Source organism: Clostridium budayi, assembly GCF_055396605.1.
In genome coordinates this window covers 254277-276659 of the sequence record NZ_AP042456.1, presented here as the reverse complement: position 1 = coordinate 276659, position 22383 = coordinate 254277, and the positions used below count along the sequence as shown (strand labels likewise).

Annotated in this window: 21 protein-coding genes; 2 read left to right on the top strand and 19 right to left on the bottom strand. The window is 27.2% G+C overall.

Annotated features, from left to right (window positions below; translation table 11 throughout):
- Positions 1-204: 204 nt before the first annotated feature.
- On the bottom strand, positions 205-1713 hold the full coding sequence (locus ACZ5TJ_RS01310; RefSeq protein WP_464200808.1) for a YfcC family protein: 1509 nt from the start codon (positions 1711-1713) through the stop codon (positions 205-207).
- Between the two features lie 145 nt (positions 1714-1858).
- On the opposite strand from ACZ5TJ_RS01310, the gene msrA reads away from it, so the two are divergent.
- Complete coding sequence (gene msrA, locus ACZ5TJ_RS01305; protein ID WP_464200807.1) at positions 1859-2332, top strand: peptide-methionine (S)-S-oxide reductase MsrA; 474 nt, start codon at positions 1859-1861, stop codon at positions 2330-2332.
- A gap of 65 nt (positions 2333-2397) precedes the next feature.
- Here the strand turns inward: msrA and ACZ5TJ_RS01300 are convergent, their stop codons facing one another.
- The 12 genes from ACZ5TJ_RS01300 to crcB all read right to left on the bottom strand — a co-directional run bounded on the left by ACZ5TJ_RS01300 (position 2398) and on the right by crcB (position 15256).
- On the bottom strand, positions 2398-3396 hold the full coding sequence (locus ACZ5TJ_RS01300; protein ID WP_464200806.1) for a tetratricopeptide repeat protein: 999 nt from the start codon (positions 3394-3396) through the stop codon (positions 2398-2400).
- Positions 3397-4309: 913 nt separating this feature from the next.
- The gene (locus ACZ5TJ_RS01295; RefSeq protein WP_464200804.1) at positions 4310-5059 is read right to left on the bottom strand and encodes an ABC transporter permease; all 750 of its coding nucleotides are present in this window, start codon (positions 5057-5059) and stop codon (positions 4310-4312) included.
- Positions 5052-5972: an ABC transporter ATP-binding protein gene (locus ACZ5TJ_RS01290; RefSeq protein WP_464200803.1), complete on the bottom strand. Its 921-nt coding sequence runs from the start codon at positions 5970-5972 to the stop codon at positions 5052-5054. The genes ACZ5TJ_RS01295 and ACZ5TJ_RS01290 overlap by 8 nt, the downstream gene beginning before the upstream one ends.
- A gap of 104 nt (positions 5973-6076) precedes the next feature.
- The gene (locus tag ACZ5TJ_RS01285; protein WP_464200801.1) at positions 6077-7030 is read right to left on the bottom strand and encodes a sensor histidine kinase; all 954 of its coding nucleotides are present in this window, start codon (positions 7028-7030) and stop codon (positions 6077-6079) included.
- 2 nt (positions 7031-7032) lie between these two features.
- Positions 7033-7683: a response regulator transcription factor gene (locus ACZ5TJ_RS01280; RefSeq protein ID WP_464202244.1), complete on the bottom strand. Its 651-nt coding sequence runs from the start codon at positions 7681-7683 to the stop codon at positions 7033-7035.
- 214 nt (positions 7684-7897) lie between these two features.
- The gene (locus tag ACZ5TJ_RS01275) at positions 7898-8404 is read right to left on the bottom strand and encodes a QueT transporter family protein (RefSeq protein WP_039312133.1); all 507 of its coding nucleotides are present in this window, start codon (positions 8402-8404) and stop codon (positions 7898-7900) included.
- Positions 8405-8839: 435 nt separating this feature from the next.
- Positions 8840-10240, bottom strand: coding sequence for an NAD(P)/FAD-dependent oxidoreductase (locus ACZ5TJ_RS01270; RefSeq protein ID WP_464202242.1), 1401 nt, complete (start codon positions 10238-10240; stop codon positions 8840-8842).
- A 293-nt stretch (positions 10241-10533) separates the two neighbouring features.
- Positions 10534-11016, bottom strand: a complete 483-nt coding sequence (locus tag ACZ5TJ_RS01265) for a mannose/fructose/sorbose PTS transporter subunit IIB (protein WP_464200799.1) — start codon at positions 11014-11016, stop codon at positions 10534-10536.
- Positions 11016-11207, bottom strand: coding sequence for a PTS sugar transporter subunit IIA domain-containing protein (locus ACZ5TJ_RS01260; RefSeq protein WP_464200798.1), 192 nt, complete (start codon positions 11205-11207; stop codon positions 11016-11018). The genes ACZ5TJ_RS01265 and ACZ5TJ_RS01260 overlap by 1 nt, the downstream gene beginning before the upstream one ends.
- 211 nt (positions 11208-11418) lie before the next feature.
- Positions 11419-14193, bottom strand: a complete 2775-nt coding sequence (locus tag ACZ5TJ_RS01255) for a sigma 54-interacting transcriptional regulator (protein WP_464200796.1) — start codon at positions 14191-14193, stop codon at positions 11419-11421.
- Between the two features lie 312 nt (positions 14194-14505).
- Complete coding sequence (locus ACZ5TJ_RS01250) at positions 14506-14841, bottom strand: DUF190 domain-containing protein (RefSeq protein WP_464200795.1); 336 nt, start codon at positions 14839-14841, stop codon at positions 14506-14508.
- 28 nt (positions 14842-14869) lie between these two features.
- On the bottom strand, positions 14870-15256 hold the full coding sequence (gene crcB / locus ACZ5TJ_RS01245; protein ID WP_464200793.1) for a fluoride efflux transporter CrcB: 387 nt from the start codon (positions 15254-15256) through the stop codon (positions 14870-14872).
- Positions 15257-15522: 266 nt separating this feature from the next.
- Between crcB and ACZ5TJ_RS01240 the strand changes: the two genes are divergently transcribed.
- The gene (locus ACZ5TJ_RS01240) at positions 15523-16251 is read left to right on the top strand and encodes a gamma-glutamyl-gamma-aminobutyrate hydrolase family protein (RefSeq protein WP_464200791.1); all 729 of its coding nucleotides are present in this window, start codon (positions 15523-15525) and stop codon (positions 16249-16251) included.
- Between the two features lie 65 nt (positions 16252-16316).
- On the opposite strand, the gene ACZ5TJ_RS01235 is transcribed toward ACZ5TJ_RS01240, so the two are convergent.
- From ACZ5TJ_RS01235 to ACZ5TJ_RS01210, 6 genes are all read right to left on the bottom strand, one after another.
- Complete coding sequence (locus tag ACZ5TJ_RS01235) at positions 16317-16667, bottom strand: hypothetical protein (protein WP_464200790.1); 351 nt, start codon at positions 16665-16667, stop codon at positions 16317-16319.
- A 142-nt stretch (positions 16668-16809) separates the two neighbouring features.
- Positions 16810-18462, bottom strand: coding sequence for a hydroxylamine reductase (gene hcp, locus ACZ5TJ_RS01230; RefSeq protein ID WP_464200788.1), 1653 nt, complete (start codon positions 18460-18462; stop codon positions 16810-16812).
- Positions 18463-18638: 176 nt separating this feature from the next.
- On the bottom strand, positions 18639-19400 hold the full coding sequence (locus tag ACZ5TJ_RS01225) for a DUF438 domain-containing protein (RefSeq protein WP_464200787.1): 762 nt from the start codon (positions 19398-19400) through the stop codon (positions 18639-18641).
- A 132-nt stretch (positions 19401-19532) separates the two neighbouring features.
- Positions 19533-20936 carry a DUF4179 domain-containing protein gene (locus ACZ5TJ_RS01220; RefSeq protein WP_464200785.1) on the bottom strand — a complete coding sequence of 468 codons (1404 nt, stop codon included), beginning with the start codon at positions 20934-20936 and terminating at the stop codon, positions 19533-19535.
- Between the two features lies 1 nt (position 20937).
- A complete protein-coding gene (locus ACZ5TJ_RS01215; RefSeq protein WP_464200783.1) occupies positions 20938-21462 on the bottom strand; it encodes a sigma-70 family RNA polymerase sigma factor in 525 nt (174 codons plus the stop codon).
- Between the two features lie 174 nt (positions 21463-21636).
- Positions 21637-22353 carry a Crp/Fnr family transcriptional regulator gene (locus ACZ5TJ_RS01210; protein WP_464200781.1) on the bottom strand — a complete coding sequence of 239 codons (717 nt, stop codon included), beginning with the start codon at positions 22351-22353 and terminating at the stop codon, positions 21637-21639.
- Positions 22354-22383: the final 30 nt, after the last annotated feature.

Below are 22383 nucleotides of genomic sequence, written 5' to 3'. Positions count from 1 at the left end.
TTTGTATATCATTATTTATAGAAGATTTATGCCCTCTTTGAGGGTATTTTTTATTGCAAATTTATTATATTAATCCTTGGACTATTTATAAAAATTGTATAAATATTCAAATATAAACTTAGATACTAACTTTTTTAATATACAACCTTTTTACTAAAAATAATAAAGCCCATCATCTTTAAGATGATGGGCTTTATTATTTAATTAAAAGTGTACTTGTATTAAAAGAAGTGCCGCTGCAAATATTGATATATATATCATTAAAGGCATAATAAATTTAAGCCATTTATTATACGTTACATCTACCATTTCAAGTGTTGCTAATATAAGTCCTGTTGGTGTTATAAATGAAATTAAACCTTGACCAAATTGATATGAACTTACTATAACATCTCTTGGAAGTCCTACAGTATCTGCAAGTGGTGCCATAATAGGTATTGCAAGTACTGCAAGACCTGATGATGATGGAATAAAGAATCCTAATATAACAAATATTATAAGCATTATTATAATAAATACTGAACCATTCATTCCATTTACTATTCCTGAGAAATAATTTAGTAATGTATCTGAAATTTGACCATTTTCAAGAATTAAATTAATTGATCTTGCAACACCAATTATTAGTGCAACTCCTACAAGATCTGCTGCTCCAGCTACAAAATTATTTACAAAAGCTTTTTCTCCAATTCCTGAAATAACTCCTATTATTATTCCTACAACTAAGAATAATGCTGTCATTTCAGTAAAGCTCCAGCCCTTAGCTGCAACGCCGTATATCATCACTACAAATGCTAACGCAAATATTATAAGCATTATTTTTAATCTAAATGTAAACTCTGGTACATCTTTATTTGATTCATGAAGATATTTACTTTCTATTTCTTCTTTTTGATCATATATAAGAGATTTTGTAGGATCTTTCTTTATTTTATTTGCATATCTAATTATATAAACTAAAGCTATTATTGTTGCTGCTACAAGTCCAATTGCTCTAAATGATAGTCCTTCTGTAAAGTTGATACCTGCTGCGTTAGATGCAATAACAGATGAAAAAGGATTTACTGTTGAGAACATTGTACCAATAGCTGATCCCATATATATAGTAGCTATACATACTATAGCATCATATCCCGCCGCTAAAAATATGGAAATTAAAATTGGATAGAGAGCAATTGTTTCTTCTGCAAGACCAAATGTAGTTCCCCCAATAGCTATTAAAATATTTAATAAAATTATAAGTATATATTCTTTTCCTTTTGTAACTCTAGATAATTCTGCAATTCCAGCATTAAACGCTCCAGTTGCATTTAATATTCCCATTACTCCACCAATTATTAATATGAACATAATAATTTCTATTGTATTATATGTCCCTTCAATTGGCGCTTGTATTATTTGTATTATTCCTTGTGGCTTTTGTTCCACTCTTTCATACGTATTAGGAATAGCAATTGGTTTATTTATACTGCCGTCTTCAAATTTTTCTAAACCAATTTTTATTCCAAGCTTATTTAATGTATTTTCAGTTGCAGGCTCTTTAACTACATCACCCTTTGGAGTAGTTATATTAAAAGCCTTATCTTCTAAGTTATATGATAATTTAGAATAAGCTCCTGCCGGCACTATATAAGTTAACACTGCTGATAATATAAGAACTATAAATAACACCGTAAAAGCTGTAGGGAAACTCAGTTTCTTCTTCTTTTTCATAGATTCTTCTCCTTTGTTTTTGTGTATATTATTGGAATTATAGCAAATTTCTTTTACAAATTAATGAACAATTAGAATACTTTACTTGAATTTTTATGCATGATTATTATAATAATAAAAAAGAATATAGGAGGTGTTTTGAATTATGAGAGAAATAGTTCTAGGCGGAGGATGTTTTTGGGGGGTACAAGAATTTATGTCACGTTTAAAAGGTGTCATAAAGACTGAAGCTGGTTATGCAAATGGAAGAGGCGAAAATCCGACATACGAAGATATATGTAATAACAACACTTATTATGCAGAAGTATGTAAAATATTATACGATGAAAATGAAATATCTTTAGAAAATATTTTAGAAGAATTTTGGAGTATTATAGATCCGACAATTTTAAACAGACAAGGTAATGACATAGGTAGTCAATATAGAACAGGAATTTACTATACTGATAAAAATGACATTGAAATTATAGAAAAAAGTAAAAATTACGAACAACAAAAATATTCAAAGAAAATAGTAACCGAAGTTAGGCCACTTGAAAAATATTATAAAGCTGAAGAATATCATCAAGATTATCTTAAGAAAAATCCAGGTGGATACTGTCATATAAAATTAGATTAAGTTTGCTCTTATAAAAAAGTATGGATAAATCAAATAGTTGATTTATCCATACTTTTTTATATATTCTATTTTACAGATCTTATAGTTTCTTTAATTAATGTAGTTTGCTTCTTTAACTCTCTATATAACTTATATTGTGGATTTTCTGGATTCATTCCTACATCAGTTGGTTTTCCCATTATATATTTAACACCATCTATTGTTTTATAGGATGTATCATCAAACATACTATGTCCTCCTTTATCCTTCTCCACAAAAAGAAATATCCCTCTTTCTCCATTATCAGCTACAAAAAGAAATTCCATACCATCTTTATAATTATGAACTTCATAACGACCTCTCCATGCAGCTGGTAATTCCATCTGTAAACCTAATTGCTTATTAACATAATGTATATTCTTTGTGCTTTGACTACTTTGTAGCTTATCTTTTTTACTTTGTTCTAGTGCTTTCTTCTCCTCTAATGCCTTCTTTTTTGCTGCTTCTTCTCTTTCTTTTTTTAGCTTTTCTTCTGCTTCCTTTTTCTTTATTTCTTCTAGTCTTTCATTTATTATTTTTTTAAGATCATCTAGTTTTTCTTTCTGCTCTTTTAGTCCGTCTTTTACATCTAATTTATTTGCTATATTTTTAGCTTCTATATATTTCTTACCCTTTATTAAATTATCTATATTTTTTAATTTATCATCTATTTCTTTTACTATCTTCTCTTTTTTATCTAATTCATTCTTTAAATTATCAATGTCATCTTTTATTTTATATTCAGTATATTCTTCTGGTATTTTACTTATATATTCTTTTGCTTTATCAAAATTATTTTTCTCAAATTCCTTCTTTGCATTTTCATAATTGCTTATTATGTCTATAAAATTTTTAGCTTCTACATTATTTGCATCCTCTTTTATTACCTCTTCAAAATCTTCTTTTGCTTCATCATATTGTCCATTATTTAAGGCTGTAATTCCTGATTCCAATTGTCTTTTTATTTCACCGCTTTTACATCCAATTAATGCGGTAACTCCTATTATACCTGCAACAGTTAACGCTATTATTTTTTTCTTTTTCATAATTAATCTCTCCTTCTCTTTAATTGATTAGAAGCTATATCTTAATCTTATGATTTAATTATATATCTATATTGAATATTTTGTACATTTTTGTTAAATTTTCATAATAGCTTAATACTGTTTATCCTATCTGTATATTTTTCAAATATTTTACTATAATTATAAATATTTTCTGTTACATATATGTATATTTTATTATTTGTATTTATATTTATTTTCAAGAAATATTTTACATAATCCTAGGCTATTTCTAGGTTTTTTAATAAATCTTATAATTCCCATAGTCCATACTCTTAAAATAAATTCAAAATATGTAACAAAGCTTTTACTAAATATTCCCTTACAATTAATTCCTTTACTAAAATCATTCTTACATTTAATTGTTATCAATAAAACTATATTTTTTTTATAAATGTTTAGTTTTTTATCCATTTTTAGTAACTTTCATTTAATTTTAAACCTTTGCACCAATACTAATTTACATATATTATGAAATTGTGCTCAAGATGTAGCGCATACATGTTTTTTGAAATATTGAGGAAATTCCAAACTTGACGTTTTGTTTTAAGCTAATAGCTTTTAGCATTACTAGACTCTCAAAACCCCATTGATTAATATAAACTTAAGATTTAAAAAGTTTGATTACATTTTAATATAATTAACACTGCTCATATTAAATATAGTTTACCCTTTAATATAATTTTATGTTTATATACACCTCACAAATTTGAAGTTTCCTCAATATTATTTTTGCATCCCCTTTATTTTAATATAAATTAATATATAATCAATCCCTACTACGTGCTTTCAGTCGATAGGAAAAGCATCCGAAAAAAACAGTCATTTTTCGGATGCTTTTTCTTTTAATTAAAAAAAGTGTGACTATTAAAAATCACACTTCTCATATAATTATCTATACACTTATATCTTTATTTATATATTTACTACAATAATATCCCATTGATATTAAACCTAATATAGGAAGTACAGCATAAAATACATTTAATATTGTTTCTGAACTTTTAAAAAGAGTAACACTAGAAGTAACTGCTGTAAATAATACCGTAAGTGCTATGCATACTCCAATTAGCATACCTTCTGATTTTCCTTTAATTAGTACAATAGTGACAGGTAATAATACTGCCATTGATACACCTACTATATTTAAACATATTGTTGGTAAATATTCTTTAATAACTTCAGCAGTTATTGCTGAACCTTCTATAGGGAACATTTTAGAAACTGCAACTATTACTACAATTTGAACTGCTACAAATATTAATGTAAATACAAAATTTAATAATATATAGAAAATAACTTTAGATAATATTATTTTTTCTCTCTTTATTGGTGATGTAAATAGTGTTTTTATAGTTCCATTTTTATATTCTTTTAAAAATATTTGTCCACCTAAAACACCACAGAAAATAAACATAAATTGATATATTGTTCCACTAATAGATTTTAGGTTTGTAGCATAAATATTACCACTAAATACTGAAGATTGTCCCACTTGCATTACTAAATCTCTCATATTTTCATTAGTATACATATATCCTGTAACTATTAATGATGTACTTGCAAATAATACTATAGCAAGTAATACAATTAAATAACTTTTTAAATTAGCTTTTTTCCATTCTATTTTTAATAAATTAAGCATCTATATTCCCTCCAACCTTCTTGATATAATACTCCTCAAGACTTTCTATCTTTCTATTGAAAGAACCTATCTTAAATCCATTATCAATTAATTCTTTTAATACTTTAGTACCATCAAGATTTGGATGATATATTCTAATGCTTGTATCATCTAATATTTTATAATTATTTATATTGAATATTTTTTCTAATAATATAGCTGCCTTTTTACTATCACTTAAAGTTAATTCTATATATTCTCCACATTTTCTTCTAAGGTCTTCCATAGATATTTCTTCAAGTATTTTTCCTTTATTTATTATTCCAATTCTATCAGCAATGCTTTCAACTTCTGATAATATATGACTTGATATGAAAATTGTTATTCCATATTCTTTTGATAACTTTAATAATAATTCCCTTATCTCTTTTATACCTATTGGATCTAATCCATTTATAGGTTCATCTAGTATTAATATTTCTGGCATTGTAACTAATGCTTGTGCAATCCCAAGTCTTTGCTTATTTCCCAGGGAAAGTTTACTAGCTTTTAACTTTCTATATTCCTCTAAGCCAAATAATTTAATTATCTTATCAATCTCATTCTTATCATAAAATCCACGATAGTCACAATATATTTTTATATTTTCTTCTAACGTCATATTTTTATAAAAACTAGGACTTTCTATTAAACTTCCAATCCTTTTAAAATATTCATAATCACCAGATTGTACATCTTCTCCAAAAATTATTATATTTCCTGAATCCTTCTTTATTAAATTAGTTATCATCTTCATTATAGTTGTTTTACCTGCTCCATTTGGACCTACAAAGCCATATATCTCTCCTTTTTTTAGTGATATATATGCATTATCAACAACTTTTTTGTTTCCGTAAGACTTAGATACTCCTTCTAATCTTAAAATATCTTGCACCTTATTACACCTCTCTTATTTATAAATGCTATTATTTTCTTTACTTAAATACTACTTATACTTTTATTATAGAGAGCAATATTTTCTTTTTTATTATCCAATTCTTACTTGTTTCTTAAGTTGTCTTTCTTAATTGTTACTTTAAATGAAGTTTTCTCATACGGAATACTATTTACTTCTATTTCCCCAGCAATTCTCTCACATAATTTCTTCGTTATAGTAAGACCAAGTCCACTTCCTGAAAATTCTTTGCTTCTTGAATCTTCTAATGTATATAATCTATCAAAGATTTTTTCCTTTTCAATTTCATCTATACCTTTTCCTTTATCCCATACCTCTATATATATACTTTTCTTATCTTCAGTTAAACTAAGTCCTATAATATTACCTTCATATCCATATTTAAAACTATTAGAAATAAGATTTGATAGTATTCTACTTAAGTAAAGTCCATCAGTATAAATATATATATCTTTATCTGGTATATTTATATCTACATCTATTCCATTACTATTTAATATATCGTAGTACTCTAATATACTCTTCCTACATATTTCACTTATATTAACCTTTTCTATATCTATATCATTATCTCCACTTTCAAGTTTTGAGAGGTTAAAAAATTTGTTTATTATAAGTACTACCTCTTCCCCCTTATCTTTTATAAGTTTTAATAAATCACTCTTTTGCTCTTCACTTAAGTTGTTTCCTTCCCTAAGCATCTCAGTATATCCTAATATAACAGTTAAAGGCGTCTTTATATCATGAGAAATATTCGAAAGCATCTTTCTCATTTTTTCTTCATTATTTATAAATATACTTTCATTCTTCTGATTCTTTTCTAATACTTTATTTAGATTTATAAGCAATTCTTTCATGTCTTTATTATTTGTTCTAAGTAAAACTCTTTCACTTGTTGAATTATTATATATACTCTTTATTTTATTAGCTATATACTTAATTTCCTTATTTCTATTTATGTTATTTAGTAATAATCTAAAACATATTACTAAAAGTATTATTACGGCTATTATTAAACTAATAGTAACACCACTCATAATTAATTCTCCTCATACTTATATCCTATACCCCATAGTGTTTTTATTATTTGAGGTTTAGATGGAATATCCTCAATCTTTTCTCTAAGCCTTCTCATGTGTACATTTATAGCATTATCATCGCCATAATACTCCTCATTCCATACTAAGTTATATATTTGAGCTTTAGTAAATACCCTATTAGGTTTAGTTACAAAAAGCTTTAGTATTTCAAACTCTTTATTAGTTAAAGATACATCTTTTCCACCCTTTGTTACACTAATTGAATTAAAATCTATTACTAAATCTCCTATAACCTTTTTATGTTCATCATTATGATTTTTCTTTTTTATATAATCATTATTTCTTCTTAAAATTGCTTTTATTCTAGCTGAAAGCTCTATTATTGAAAAAGGTTTTTCTATATAATCATCTGCTCCAAGTCCAAGTCCTAATGCTTTATCTAAATCACTATTTTTTGCTGACATTATAAGAATTGGAACTATGCTTTTTTCTCTTATTTTTCTTAAACATTCCATACCATCAACTACTGGTAACATTAAATCTAATAATATTAATTCAGGATTTATTTCTAATGCCTTATCGATACCATCTTGTCCATTAAATGCTTGTATAATATCATATCCTTCATTTTTTAAGTACATAGTAACCATATTACTTATCTCTTTATCATCTTCTATTATTAAAATTTTATAATTCAAAAAACCTTCCTCCTAAATTTTTAACCTTTATATTTAATGATATCATCTTAAAGATAAATATACAAAATATTGGAATATTAAAATTTAAATATAAATAATTAAAAAAGCTATAGGAAAGTATAAAGTTCTATACTTCCTATAGCTTTTTATTTATATATAATATTTTTTACTTAAGTAATAATACTTTTTTAATCTTATCTCCAAGCTTATAAAATACTAAAACTCCTATTATAGAAACTACTCCAAATTCTCCTATAGCTACTTGTCCTCCAAGCACCCACATTGATTCTGCTCCTTCTGTAAAGAAGTGTGATATCATCCAACCTATTATTAATCCATTCACTATTACAGGCCAAAGTGATGCTATAAATAATTTAGGTAATTCCTTTATTTTTAATTTACCTGTAAAGTATATAAGAACTACACTTATAAATGTTGCTAAAGTACCAAATATAGCATCAATAACTCCACTACCAAATATATTGGCTAGGAAACATCCTAAAGTTAATCCTATTATGTATAATGGATCAAAGATAGCTAAAAGTACCATAACTTCTGATAATCTAAATTGTACTGGACCATAGCTAATCGGTGCTAGTACTAAAGTTAACGCTGCGTAAATCGCTGCTATAATTGCTGCATAAACGATTCTTGTTGTTTTATCATTTCTCATACAAACTTCTCCTTCAATCTATTTAGATTTCAGTCCAATTCCCCCACACATTATAATCAAAAATATTTATACTATATTTTATCCACATTTAATCTAAAAAAATGATAAAGCTAACAATTTCAGTGGATAACTTGTTTATTAATCCACTAATTCTATTAACTCTACCATTTTTAATACTTATCTTTGATTAATTTGCTCGCATTAAAAAAGGTAGGATTATATATTAATCCTACGCATAATAATTCTATTTAAATTATAATGCCGTAGTTTTGTTTTAAGACAGGAGGCTTCCGAACTGTCGTCTATATTATTTTCAATATATATTTTATTTCAATTGATTATATAAAGCAATATAAATTTTTACAAAAAAATAAGTAAGATACCCCTACATATCTTACTTAAAATATAAAATTGTATAATTAAGATTTGGCTGTGTTATTTACTTAATTTTTCTCCCATCATTACACCCATAGCTGAAGCCATCATAAGTCCTCTAGTCCATCCACTAGAATCACCTAGACAGTGTAACCCATTAATGTTTGTCTCAAAATTCTCGTCTAATATAACTTTATTACTATAGAACTTTATCTCTGGTCCATAAAGAAGTGTTTCATCACTTGCAAATCCAGGAACAACAACATTTAATGCCTCCATAAAATTAATTATGTTTGTCATTGTTCTATAAGGCATTGCTGATGTTAAATCTCCTGCAACTGCATCAGGAAGTGTATACTTAACATTTGACCTATCAAGTTCTTTTTGCCAAGTTCTCTTACCTGCTAATATATCCCCATATCTTTGAACTATTATACTTCCATTGCCAAGCATATTAACAAGCTCTGCAACTTTTTTACCATATTCTATTGGCTCATTAAATGGCTCTTCAAAGTTGTGTGAACTTAAAATAGCAAGGTTTGTGTTATTTGATTTTTTATCCTTATATGAGTGACCATTAACTATAGCCATATTGTTATCATAATTCTCTTGTGATACGAATCCACCTGGATTTTGGCAGAATGTTCTTACCTTATCCTTAAATGGTGCTGGGTATCCTATAAGTTTTGATTCATATAGAACATTGTTTACGCTTTCCATAACTTCATTTCTAAGCTCAACACGTACTCCAATATCAACTGTTCCAGCTTTATGTGCTATATTGTGTCTTGTACACATTTCACTAAGCCAATCAGCTCCTTTTCTTCCTGTTGCAACAACAACTTTATCACTGAAAAGTTCTTCTTTCTGAGTCTTTGTTCTTGAATCTGTTGCTATTACGCCTTTTATCTTCTCATTTTCTATTACTAGATCTTCTACTAGTGTATTAAATCTTATCTCAATTCCATTCTCTAATAAATACTCTTGAATCTTTAAATATATTTCTTGAGCTTTTTCTGTTCCTAAATGTCTTATAGGACAATCAACAAGCTTTAAATTACCTTGTATTGCTTTTCTTCTTATCTCCTTTACAGCTTCAGGGTTGTCCACACCTTCAACTCTTGTGTCTGCCCCAAATTCAAGATATATTTTATCTGTATAATCTATATACTTTTGAGCTAAATTTCCTCCTATAAGATCTGGTAAATCTCCACCTACTTCATGATTAAGTGATAGCTTACCATCTGAAAAAGCACCTGCTCCAGAAAATCCTGTTGTTATGTGACAGTAAGGTTTACATGATACACATTTATTAGTCTTTTCTTTAGGACATCTTCTCTTATCTATACTTGTACCTGATTCTATTAATAAAATCCTTTTATCTTTATCTCTCTTATTTAATTCTAATGCAGTGAAAATTCCTGCAGGTCCTGCTCCTACGATTATAACATCATAATTCATCAAATATATCTCCTTTTTTACATATAAATGTACGTTTTCCATTCATCAATATTCGATTTTTTCTTTTAAATTTCCCTTATAAGGAAATATTAATATATATATGTCTAAAAATCAAGGATTTTTACGAATTTTATTTAAGGTTTAATAAAAAATGTACGTAAATTTAAAATATGTCATAAATTAATAAGAACTATCTTTAAGTGGCATTACCAATCACTTAAAAATAGTTCTTGTTTTGAAAATAATTTATTGTATTTTCTGTATTCCTATATAATTATAATTCTATTAATTTATTATAATTTTTCTATTAAAACCATAATATCTTGCTTTAAGTTTGAAGGAACCTTTCTAATTTCTAATTCTATTCCTTTATCATTAAGTTTCTTAAATGCTTCTATATCTTTATTATCAACAGAAACTGCATTTGTTATTTGCTTCTTTCCTACTTTAAAAGACATTCCCCCAATGTTTACACTTTTAATATCAACACCTTGGTCTACCATTCTTAAAACATCTTCTGGATTTGTGAAAAGTAATAATACTTTATCATCTATATCTTTATGATCATTATATGCCCTTACTGCTTTATCTACACTAAGAACATGTGCCTTTATTCCTGAAGGTGCACCTTGTACTAATAATGTCTTTCTTATTTCATTATTTGCAACATCATCATTACAAACAATTATTCTTTGGCATCCTGTTTGTCTACTCCAAATTGTTGCAACTTGTCCATGTATTAATCTGTCATCTATTCTTGCTAAAACTATTTTCATTATAAATTATTCCCCTTAGTATCTTTTAATTCTTTTACATTTGAAAAACTCATACTACCTAATGTTTCAAGTCCTTCCCCTTGTTTAAAAGTTATATATGAAACATTTGATTGTTTCCCAAAAATCATTTCTGAAGAACGTACTAATTCTTCTGAAAAATTTCCATGAGTTCCTATAATTATAGCAACCATAAAATTACCCCTTTTCCGTTGTTTTTATTATGTGTATAATAAAAGCAATTTTTATGCCAAATTGTATATTGTATTTAAAAAATCACGAAAACCTTTTTTATAACTTAACTTCAAGCTGCAAAAAATTTTCCGTGATTTTTAAGTAATACACTTATTCAGTTTTTAATACACTTATTTTGTCATATTAATATACATATTTGCATATTTAATACTATAATAATATCATCTCGGCTATATAATATATTTCATCTTCACTAAGACTTAAATTAATACTTTCTTTAAAGATATTAAGTGCACTTTTTATCTTATTTATAATAGTTTGATCTATTTTTTCTTTATCATCTACATACTTTAGTTCATCCTTTAATATGACTCTTTCTAACGCACAAGCAGTATGAAGAACTATTCTAAGTTTCATTGAATTATTAAATTCTCTATTTAAATTCTTTTCTAATACACTAACAAATTCTAAAAGTAAATTTAAAATTTTATCTGGATTTAAATATGTTATAGTCTCTTTTAAACTATCATAACAAAGACTACTTAAAACTATATTATCGTGTATTTCATCTTCTAATTCAATACATTCACCTTTAAATATATTTTCTATAACCTTCTCCCCAGTACCAGAAATTAAGCTTTCAAGAGATATAAATGGTATATTCATCTTTGGATCCATAACTCCAACTACAGCAAGTACCTTTTTGTTATTTGATATTTCTTGTATTTTAGATTTATGATTTTTTATTCCAATTGGTATAACTTCGATGTTTTCTTCTGATATCTTGTGTATTATATCTAAAACAAGCTCTTTAAGCTTAAGTGCAGCTCCATTACCACTTGAGCATAACGTAATTATTACGCCTTCAGTATTTTGGGTATTAGTTTGAGTTGCACTAGCTCCATAGCCCTTAAAATTCTTTAAATATTGATACAGTCCTTCTAACTCTAAATCGTTTAAGGATGATTTTCTTGCAGCTTCTAATACAGTTGGAGTTGATACCATATCTAAAGTTCTTATGTTTATTCCAGTTTGCTCATATATAATATTTCCAAAACTATTTAATGATCCCATATCAACTAATAATACTACCCCTTTACCCCTATCAACTTCTCTAACCTTCTTAGTTACTATCTCTAAAGTGTCTTTAGGGCTTATTTCAAGTGGCATATAAACAGCAGTTATATTATCACTATCAAATAACTTAACTGCAACATTTACCATACTACTTGCTGTACTACTTCCATAAGCTGCAACTACAACTCCAACTTTGCCTACAGAATCTGTTTCCTCTATTGAATTAAGCAATAATGTTATATAAGTTATTTCACCTTCTGGAATTTTAGTATCAAAATATTGTTCTGCAAGATTAAATATCTTTTCTGCAGTACTATATTCCTTAGAGTGCTCTTGTATCATACTCTCCATATTTTCATAGTCTGGATTTAAATTTTTATTTATTCTAGTAAAGAATGCACTCATATGAAGACTTATTGCATATAGAAATCTGTCATTATACTTCCTTCCAAGTTCTTTTTCAGCCAAATCTCTAGCCTTTTCTGCAAAATCTACTATTTTAGAGTCTACTATTTTAAGAAGACCCTCTACTGAATATTTATCATTTTTGAATTTATCATAGAAGCATTTAATATGTACTGTTATATCTGTTGTTATAAATTTATTTATAGCTTCTTCATCCATTCCCTCTTCTCTAAGGACAGATGCTTTATCTTCTATAATTTTATAAAGATTAAATGGTGGTTCGTAATTGCTACTTTCTTCTAAAAGAATTACGTTTTTATCTGGGTTTATTATTATTTCCGAAGAAATTATATTTAATATTTTCTCTCTTTCTTCTCTTTTACTACCAGCACCTATAAGTCCACTTTGTATATTATTTGGCATCATTTTTAAATCAATATCTATATATTTTTCTCCATTAATACTATTTAAAAAACCTTTAGCACATAGTAATTGTATATTAGATTTTAATTGTCCTATATTCCCAAATGATGCGCTTCCAATTAAAGCTTTAATACCTTCAACTGATATCCTTATAGGCTTATTAACTCTAACTGCTTCATTATGTAATAAATGTTTAATTATATCTACTTTATCTTCAATTGATCTTTCTTCAAAACTTGGTATATTTATTGTTATAGGTATTCTTCTAACAAAAGTTTTAAGAAGCGTTGAAGATGGATCTTCTGTTGTAGCACCAATAATTAATACATTCGCTTTTCTATTTCTTTCCGTTTCACCTAATTTATTAAATGTTCCAGTATCCATAAAATAAAAGATCATTTCTTGGCCTTCTGGTGGTAATCTATGAATTTCGTCTAAGAATAATATACCCCCATTTGCTTTTTCCACTATACCTTCTTTTTCACTATCTGCTCCAGTGAAAGCACCTTTAACATGTCCAAATATATGAGATAATAATAATTGTGGATTATTATAATAATCTGCACAGTTAAATACTATAAACGGTGAATCATCCTTAAGTCTTTTAATATACTTTGCATATTTATACATTCTATTTGCAAAAAGACTTTTCCCAACTCCTGTTGGTCCAACAATTAACGTATGTAGTCCATTTGGAGGATATAGTATAGCAGCTTTTGCCTGTTCTATTTGGTTTTTTAAGCTTGTTTCAGCTCCAATTAAATAATCAAAAGGTGATTTCTTTGCCTCATTTTTTATTAAATCTTCTACAGAATCAACCTCAATAATATTTTTTGGTATATTTATCCCGAATAAATTTTCAAATACATCTCTATCAAAATACTTTACAGGTCTACATTTAATTTTTATAGCTCTATTTTCTCTACATAATTCATTTAGTTCCTTGCTTGCATTATTTCTAAGTATCCCAAGATTATCTTCTATATCCTGAGCAGTTATTCCCATATTTTCTATATCATCTACTTTGTAATTCAAACACTTCTCATTTAGATAATTATATATCTTTTCAATTCTCTTCAAGAAAAATCCACCTTTCTTATAAAAAGTTACATACAAGTCGATTGTAAACCTTCCCCTTAATAACTTCCATTTTATTTTAATTATGTAAAAAATATTTTACTGTTTATTAATAATCAATACATACTTTTGTATTATTTGATTTCTTGTATTTATTTTATTTCCTAGTGTTAGTATAAATATAAATGTTTGTTTTGCATAGAAAATTTTAATTTATTACTTAGAAAATAAATTTTTTAATAAAGTACATTATACAGTTTAAATATAAAAAAAGGATTAAGCTTACTACTATGCTAATAAACTTAATCCTTTTTTCTACTTATCTTTAAATGTTATAACATCAACATTATCCATTATTGCTATTTTACCAGTCTTTATCATTGGGCTTACTATTTCTAATATTTCATTAGCTCTCTCTTCTGCAGCCACTATATCTATTACAATTGGAAGCTTTCTTGATAAAACTTCTATAAAATCTGCATGGATTTTTTTATCTTCTCCAAATCCTTCTATACCTCTTATTATAGTTGCACCTGATATTTCATTTGATTTTAACTTATCAATTATTGCTTCATATAAAGGCTTGCCTTCATATTTATCAGTTCCTTCTATAAAAATTTTAATTAATTTTCCATTTTCTCTCTCTTCCATAAAATCTCCTCCTACAAAAACTTAATATTTAAACCATTATCCTTGCAATTATCATTCCCAGTGTAACACCAAGAAAGCTTAATACTACATTTAATCCTAAATTAAGAACCCCAAGAACATATTGTCCTGAATTTATCATAGTTACTGTCTCATATGAGAATGTTGAGAAAGTTGTAAGCCCGCCCATCATACCAGTTGTTAAAAATAATTTAGTATTCGGAGTTATTAAAGAGGTATCCAAACTCAATTTCATTACAAAACCTATTATAATTGCTCCTATAACATTTGCCACTAATGTTCCATATGGAAAATCTGCCCCAAAAATTTTAGCTGCATTTAATGATATTATGTATCTTAAAGCTGCACCTATAAATCCTCCACAACCTACTATGGCTATTAATTGTATCTTCTGCATTTTTCTCTCACCTCTATGCCATATAAAAAGCTAATTCTATCCACAAAATCTATACTATATAATACATATCTATATAGAAGTAATTAGCTTTTACGTAATTAAATATTAACTACATAACCTATGTGTACATATAATACTATAAATACATTATATTTCTTATTTTAATGTATTTCAATTTAAGCTTCTGTAAATAAGCTTAAGTTTATTTATAATAAATGTTACAAATACTATATTTATTATTTAAAATAAATGGAGATGTGATTTAAATGAAAGAAAGGCCATTAATAGGTATTTCCGCATCATTAATGATAGATACTGATCCTAAGTTTATTGGAAGAAGATTAGTTTCTTTAAGTGAAAAATATATTAATGCTATTTTTTACTCAAGAGGAATACCTTTCATTTTGCCAATAAGTAATGATATAGATTCTATAAAAAAATACGCTAACCTTTTAGATGGATTAATATTAACAGGAGGACATGATATTAATCCTCTTTTATACTGCGAAGAGCCACACCCAAGCCTTAGTAATGTTATAACTGAACGTGATTATTTTGACTTAGAATTAATAAATGAATTCGAAGCTTTAAATAAACCTATACTAGGGATTTGTAGAGGAAGTCAGGTTCTAAATGTAGCTCATGGTGGGAATCTTTATCAGGATATAACAAGCTTAAAAAATAATATAATAAAACATTATCAAAGTCCTCCTGAATATGAAGGAAGCCATACTGTAACTATAAAAGAGGACACTATTTTACATGAAATCCTAGGCGATTCTGTATTAGTAAACTCTTATCATCATCAAGCTGTAAAAAAGCTTGGTGAAGGCTTTAAAGTAGCAGCTACTTCAAAAGATGGAATAATTGAGGCTATTGAAAATACAAATTATAACTTTGAAATAGGAGTTCAGTGGCACCCTGAAATGATGGTTTATTCAAATAATCATATGAAACACTTATTTGATTATTTTATTAATAAGTGTCAAATTTAATATAATAAAAAGTCTAATAAATAAGTCAAACTTTTTTATTAGACTTTTTTATTTTAAATTATATTTTATTCGTATTTTTTTCTATCAATATCTTCTAATTTTTCATTTAAGTCTTCTTCTATTTCTTTAATACAATTATTTGATTCTTCTATTTTTAAGTTCTTACTATCAATATCGCTTAATAAGTTATTAAGCTTTATTTCATCCATAGGCACCTTTTCCCTAAGTTCTAATACAAACATCTTGCCTATAATCTCATAATCTTTGCGTATTTCTCTTTTAATATTATCAATTTCCTCATTTAAATCTCTTATTTTAATTTTTGCCTCTATCTTTAAAGATGTACTTTTTGATAACGCTGTTACATTCTTAGTTGTAGCATCTGCAAATCCTTTTAAGTTTTCCATAAATCCCACTACATTCATCTCCTAGAGTAAATATTTTTACTATATAATACGGCAGAAAAATACTTTTGATTACAAATAAAAAAAGATAGTAGGTCTAGGGGATACCTACTATCTTTTAAGGTGTTATATTATTTTGAATAGATTTTGCGAATTATTCTTCTCCGTAGAACATCTTCATATCATCTTCTACGTTTGTGATTCCACCGATTCCGAAGTTTTCAACTAATACTTTAGCTACGTTTGGTGAAAGGAATGCAGGTAGTGTTGGTCCTAAGTGGATGTTCTTAATTCCTAAGTGTAATAATGATAATAATACTATTACAGCTTTTTGTTCATACCAAGCTATGTTGTATGAGATTGGTAATTCATTTACACTATCTACTCCAAATACTTCAGCAAGTTTTAATGCTATTACTACTAATGAGTATGAATCGTTACATTGTCCTGCATCTAGTACTCTTGGAATTCCATTTATATCTCCAAGATTTAACTTGTTGTATTTGTACTTAGCACATCCAGCTGTTAATATTACAGCATCCTTTGGTAATTTTTCAGCGAATTCTGTGTAGTAGTTTCTTGACTTAGCTCTACCATCACATCCTGCCATTACAAAGAATCTCTTGATTGCTCCAGTTTTAACTGCTTCTACAACTTGATCAGCTAAAGCTAAAACTTGGTTATGAGCAAATCCACCAACGATTTGTCCATTTTCTATTTCAGTTGGAGCTTCACATTTCTTAGCTAATTCTATAATGCTTGAGAAATCTTTATGTCCATCTTTATCTGCTTCGATGTGAGCACATCCTTCGTATCCAACAGCTCCTGTTGTGAAGATTCTATCTCTGTATGAATCTTGAACTGGTGTTATACAGTTAGTTGTCATAAGTATTGGTCCATTGAATGAAGCAAATTCCTTGTTTTGTAACCACCAAGCATTTCCGTAGTTTCCTGCAAAGTGATCATATTTCTTGAATGCTGGGTAGTATTGTCCTGCAAGCATTTCTCCGTGAGTATAAACGTCTACTCCTGTTCCTTCTGTTTGTTCTAATAACATTTCTAAATCTCTTAAATCGTGTCCTGAGATTAATATACCAGGGTTCTTTCTAACTCCGATATCTACTTTAGTTATTTCTGGGTGTCCGTAAGTTCCTGTGTTAGCAGAATCTAATAGAGCCATTCCGTCTACACCAAATTTACCTGTTTCTAATGCTAAAGCTGTTAATTCATCAGCTGTTAATGAATCATCTAAAACTTTAACTAATGCTTCTGCCATGAATGCATGTATTTCTTCTTTGTCGTATCCTAAGTTCATAGCATGTTTCATGTATGCTGACATACCTTTTAATCCATAAACAATAAGTTCTCTTAAACTTCTTATGTCTTCATTTTCTGTTGAAAGAACTCCAACCTTTGAAGCCTTTTCCATCATTTCTTCTTCTGTGTTTGCTGTCCAAGTTGCACATCCGTGGAAGTCTTGTCCAACTGGATTTCCGTTAGCAGCTTCTACTTCTTTCTTTAATTCATCTCTTAAAGCTAATGTTTCTTTTACTCTAGCTTCAATTGCTTTAAAGTCAAAGTTAGCATTTGTTATTGTTATAAATAAGTTTTCAGTTATGTACTTATTTGCTTTTTCACTTATTATTCCTACTTTTCTTCCTTCAACAACTACTGTTGCTAATCCCTTTGTAACATATACTAAAAGGTCTTGGATCTTTGCTACATCTTCAGTCTTACCACAAACACCTCTTACTGTACATCCCTTGCATCCTGCTGTTTCTTGACATTGAAAACAAAACATTGACATATTAAATTCCTCCTAAGTTTTTATATTTATATCGTAAATTTTATTAATTTCTTTTTTAAAGCTTTGTCGCTCTTACAATATCGAGTATACTACTCTGATTTAAAATCATCTGTAACAAAGGTTACATTTTTAGCATTTTATATAATCTTAAAAGATTATACACAATATTCAAATTTCTATATAATATCTTTTGGTGTAAAACCACAGTATCCTATTTCATCACATCTTCTTCTCATATCATCCCATCTGCTATCATCATTTATACTATCAATAGCTGTTGGGTATAATATTGTATTTTCTTTAAAGATATGGTCTCTTAAATTAAATACTAAGTATGCAGTTAGTTCTTGTAATCTTTCTTTAAAATCATCAAAATCCATGTAGTTTATACAATTTAAAAGTTCTTTTATTTCTCTCTTTTTACCTCTTAAATCATCATGTTCCATTCTCATTATTCTAGTAGGACCTGTTATACCATCCCCCTCTAGTTCCATAAATAGAACATCTTCTTCTCTCTTATGATGTTTTTCTGCATCTAATATATTATCTATAGCAAAATGTAATTTATTTATATATTCTTCATTACCTTTTATTTTATCTAGAGCTTGTACTTTATTATTTAAATCTTCTAACATAGATAAAAATTCTAATATTTTATCATGCTCAACTATCAATGTATTAACTACGTGACCTGTTTCTAATTTATTTTTTATTTTTTCTAGCTCATCTTTTAAAACTTCCATATGTATATCACATAGATGTCTTAAATCATGAGGATTCATTCCCTCATCAATTAAATTTTGTTCTGCGATTGATAATTCCATTGGATCTATGTTTTTAACTACTTCTAGTGCTTCTTTTCTTAAATCTTCTGATATATTTCCTGTATTTAATTTTCTTAAAATAGATGTTAATTCTTCAATTCTTTTTTGTTCCATATAGTATCTCTCCTTTTTTAATTCGTTTCCTCTTATAATCCATAGTATATTACTCAGAATTAATTTTATCTGTAACTTTTGTTACAAATAAGAATGATTATCAAAAATTTTTTTGATAATCATTCTTTTAGTTTAATTATTATTTATTTTTATTCCCTCACTATCGTTGTATTCTAAGTCTAATATTGCTGGGAAAGCAATATTATATTTTTTACTTTTATCTAACGTTGGTATTTTAAAAGTTATCTCTCCTGATTTATCATCTACACTTAATCCACTAGCTTCTGAACCCATATCAAATACATTTAAATCTTCATCAATAAATTCAAATCCACTTAAATTTTTTCTATCATAATATCCATTAATTCTTACTGTCATTTTATTATCATCTATATCTTTAATTACTATACTATTTGTTTTGTTTACTTTTATCTCCTTACCTACTAATTCTTTAAGATTGTAAAATTCTTTTTTATTTATATTGTAGTATCCAAAATTATCTTTAGTTTTAATCTTTATTATCTCATTTCCACTTCCAATAGTACTACTTAATAGTCTGCTATCTTTGCCTTCACCATATTCCCTATATATATTTCCTTCTTCAGTCTTAACTGGTATCACATTAATATATTTTGAATCAGTTATATCATCTGCTATATCCAATCTAATATATTTTTTTCCTTCTTCTTCATTTACTACTCCACTAATAGGATAACTATTTAAAAATCTTCCTTTATCATCCTTAATAATGTAATGGAACTTTCCTATATTATCTTTATCGCTACTATTACTCTTAAAGGATATATTTAAAGTGCTTCCAAGAGGTGATATCATTAAATCCTCAACTTTTAATATCTCATTACCAAAATTAATATCTTTATCTACCTTTATATTTTTTGTATTTACTAATATATCATCTCTATTAAACTTAAATTTCATTTCCCAATTTCCATTAAGTTCATCACCATCTCTAGTAATTCCTCCACAATTAACCGTAGTATTGATGATATCATTTAAATTTCCATCTGAAATATCTATAGAATGTAATACTGCTACCTTATTTTTATCAAGTCTAATTACTTCTCTAGAAGATGTACTTGCATCTACTCCTTCTAACTTCGTATTTATTTGGACATCTATATTATTTCCATAAACCTCTTCCCCCTCAGCAATAAATGTTGCTACAAACTTTCTTTCATCCATAGCAATTTCCTGAAGCTTAATTGATACTCCTTTATCCTCTTTAACAATTTCCATACCCTTAGCATATTCCTTATATTTATAATTCTCTCTTCCTTTAAATATTTCAAATACATTTGATACACCTGGAATTGCTTCTACTAACTCAGGTTTAACTGTTATGATACCAGCCGTTACCACAAATACTATTCCTGCAACTTTAACGCTATTTTTAAACATTTTATTTTTTCTTTTACTTTCTTTTTTAAAATCTTTCCCTCTCTTAAATCCTTCTAATATACTTTCATCTAATTTATTAGATATATTTATACATTCTTTTATATTCTTATCATCCATACTATCCAATCTCCCTTTCCATAAACTTTCTTAAACCATTTAACCCTTTATTTAAATAAGTCTTAACTGTACCTACTGGATAGTTAAGTACAGTAGCTATTTCGTTTATTGTAAGATCATCAAAATATTTTAGGCTAATAATTTCTCTATATTTTGGATCTAAACTTTCAATCGCTTCCCATATATAAATTTTTTCATCTTTATTGTGTTCCTTAGCCCCAATTGTTTTTATTAAATCATTATTTTCTAAATAGACTACATTTTTATTTTTCTTTATATAATCTAGAGAATTATTGATTAGTATTCTTGTAATCCACGTTTTAAAAAATTTAGGATTTTTTATTTTATCTATAGATATATACGCTTTATAAACTGTCTCTTGTACTACATCTAAGGCACCTTCCTCATTCTTTACATATGAAAATGCAGTTCTATAAAGATTTTCCTTAATTATATCTATAAGTTGCAAAAAGGCTTCATCATTCCCCTTTATCGATAACTTGACCAAGCTTTCTAACTTATCCATTCATCTCTCCCTCTCTTGTTCATAACCCCTATTTATTAAATAATTTGTATATCAGATAATTATCTTATATCTATTAGACAGTAATAACCTAAAAAAGGTTTTATTTTTTTATAATAATTTATAATAAATAAGACTAGTATAGAAACCATTAAGTTTTCATACTAGTCTTATTTATTATTCTGATAACTCTCTTAATTTCTCAAGCTCAGTTATTATTATTATTTTATTTCCTCTAACACGTATTAATTTATCACTTTCAAATTTTGAAAGTTTTCTGCTTATAGTCTCCCTAGTTACTCCACAATAATTTGCCATATCTTCTCTATTTATTGGAAGCTTTATCAATATTCCTTCTTCATCTTCTTGTCCATATTTTGTAGAAAACTCAATTAGCATACTGGCAACTCTAGATACAACATCCTTTGTAGCAAGCACTTTGGCTAAATCTTCTGTTTCACTTAATTTTTTACTTATTTCCTTTATTATTTTTAAAGATATTGATGGGTTTTTTATTAATATGTCTTCTAGATTTTCTTTTGAAATAGTGCAAATTCTTGCATTTGTTATTGCTGTTACAGAAAATCTACTAGCTTCGTCATTAAATAAATTTGATTCTCCTAGAAAATCACCTTTAGTTAAAATATGTAATATTTGTTCTTTCCCATCCTTTGTCATTTTAGATATTTTTATCTTTCCATCTTTTATAAGTAATAATTTATTTAATATTTCTCCTTCCCTACATACTATCTCACCTTTTATATACTCTTTTCTCTTAACCGTATTTATTACATCCTTAAGCTCTTCGTCCGTTAAAGAAGCGAATATAGAGATATTTCTCGCACATGATAATTTACTTTTATTACAATCCTTGCATCCACAAATTTCTATCATTATGTTATACCTCCTTATTTATCCATTATA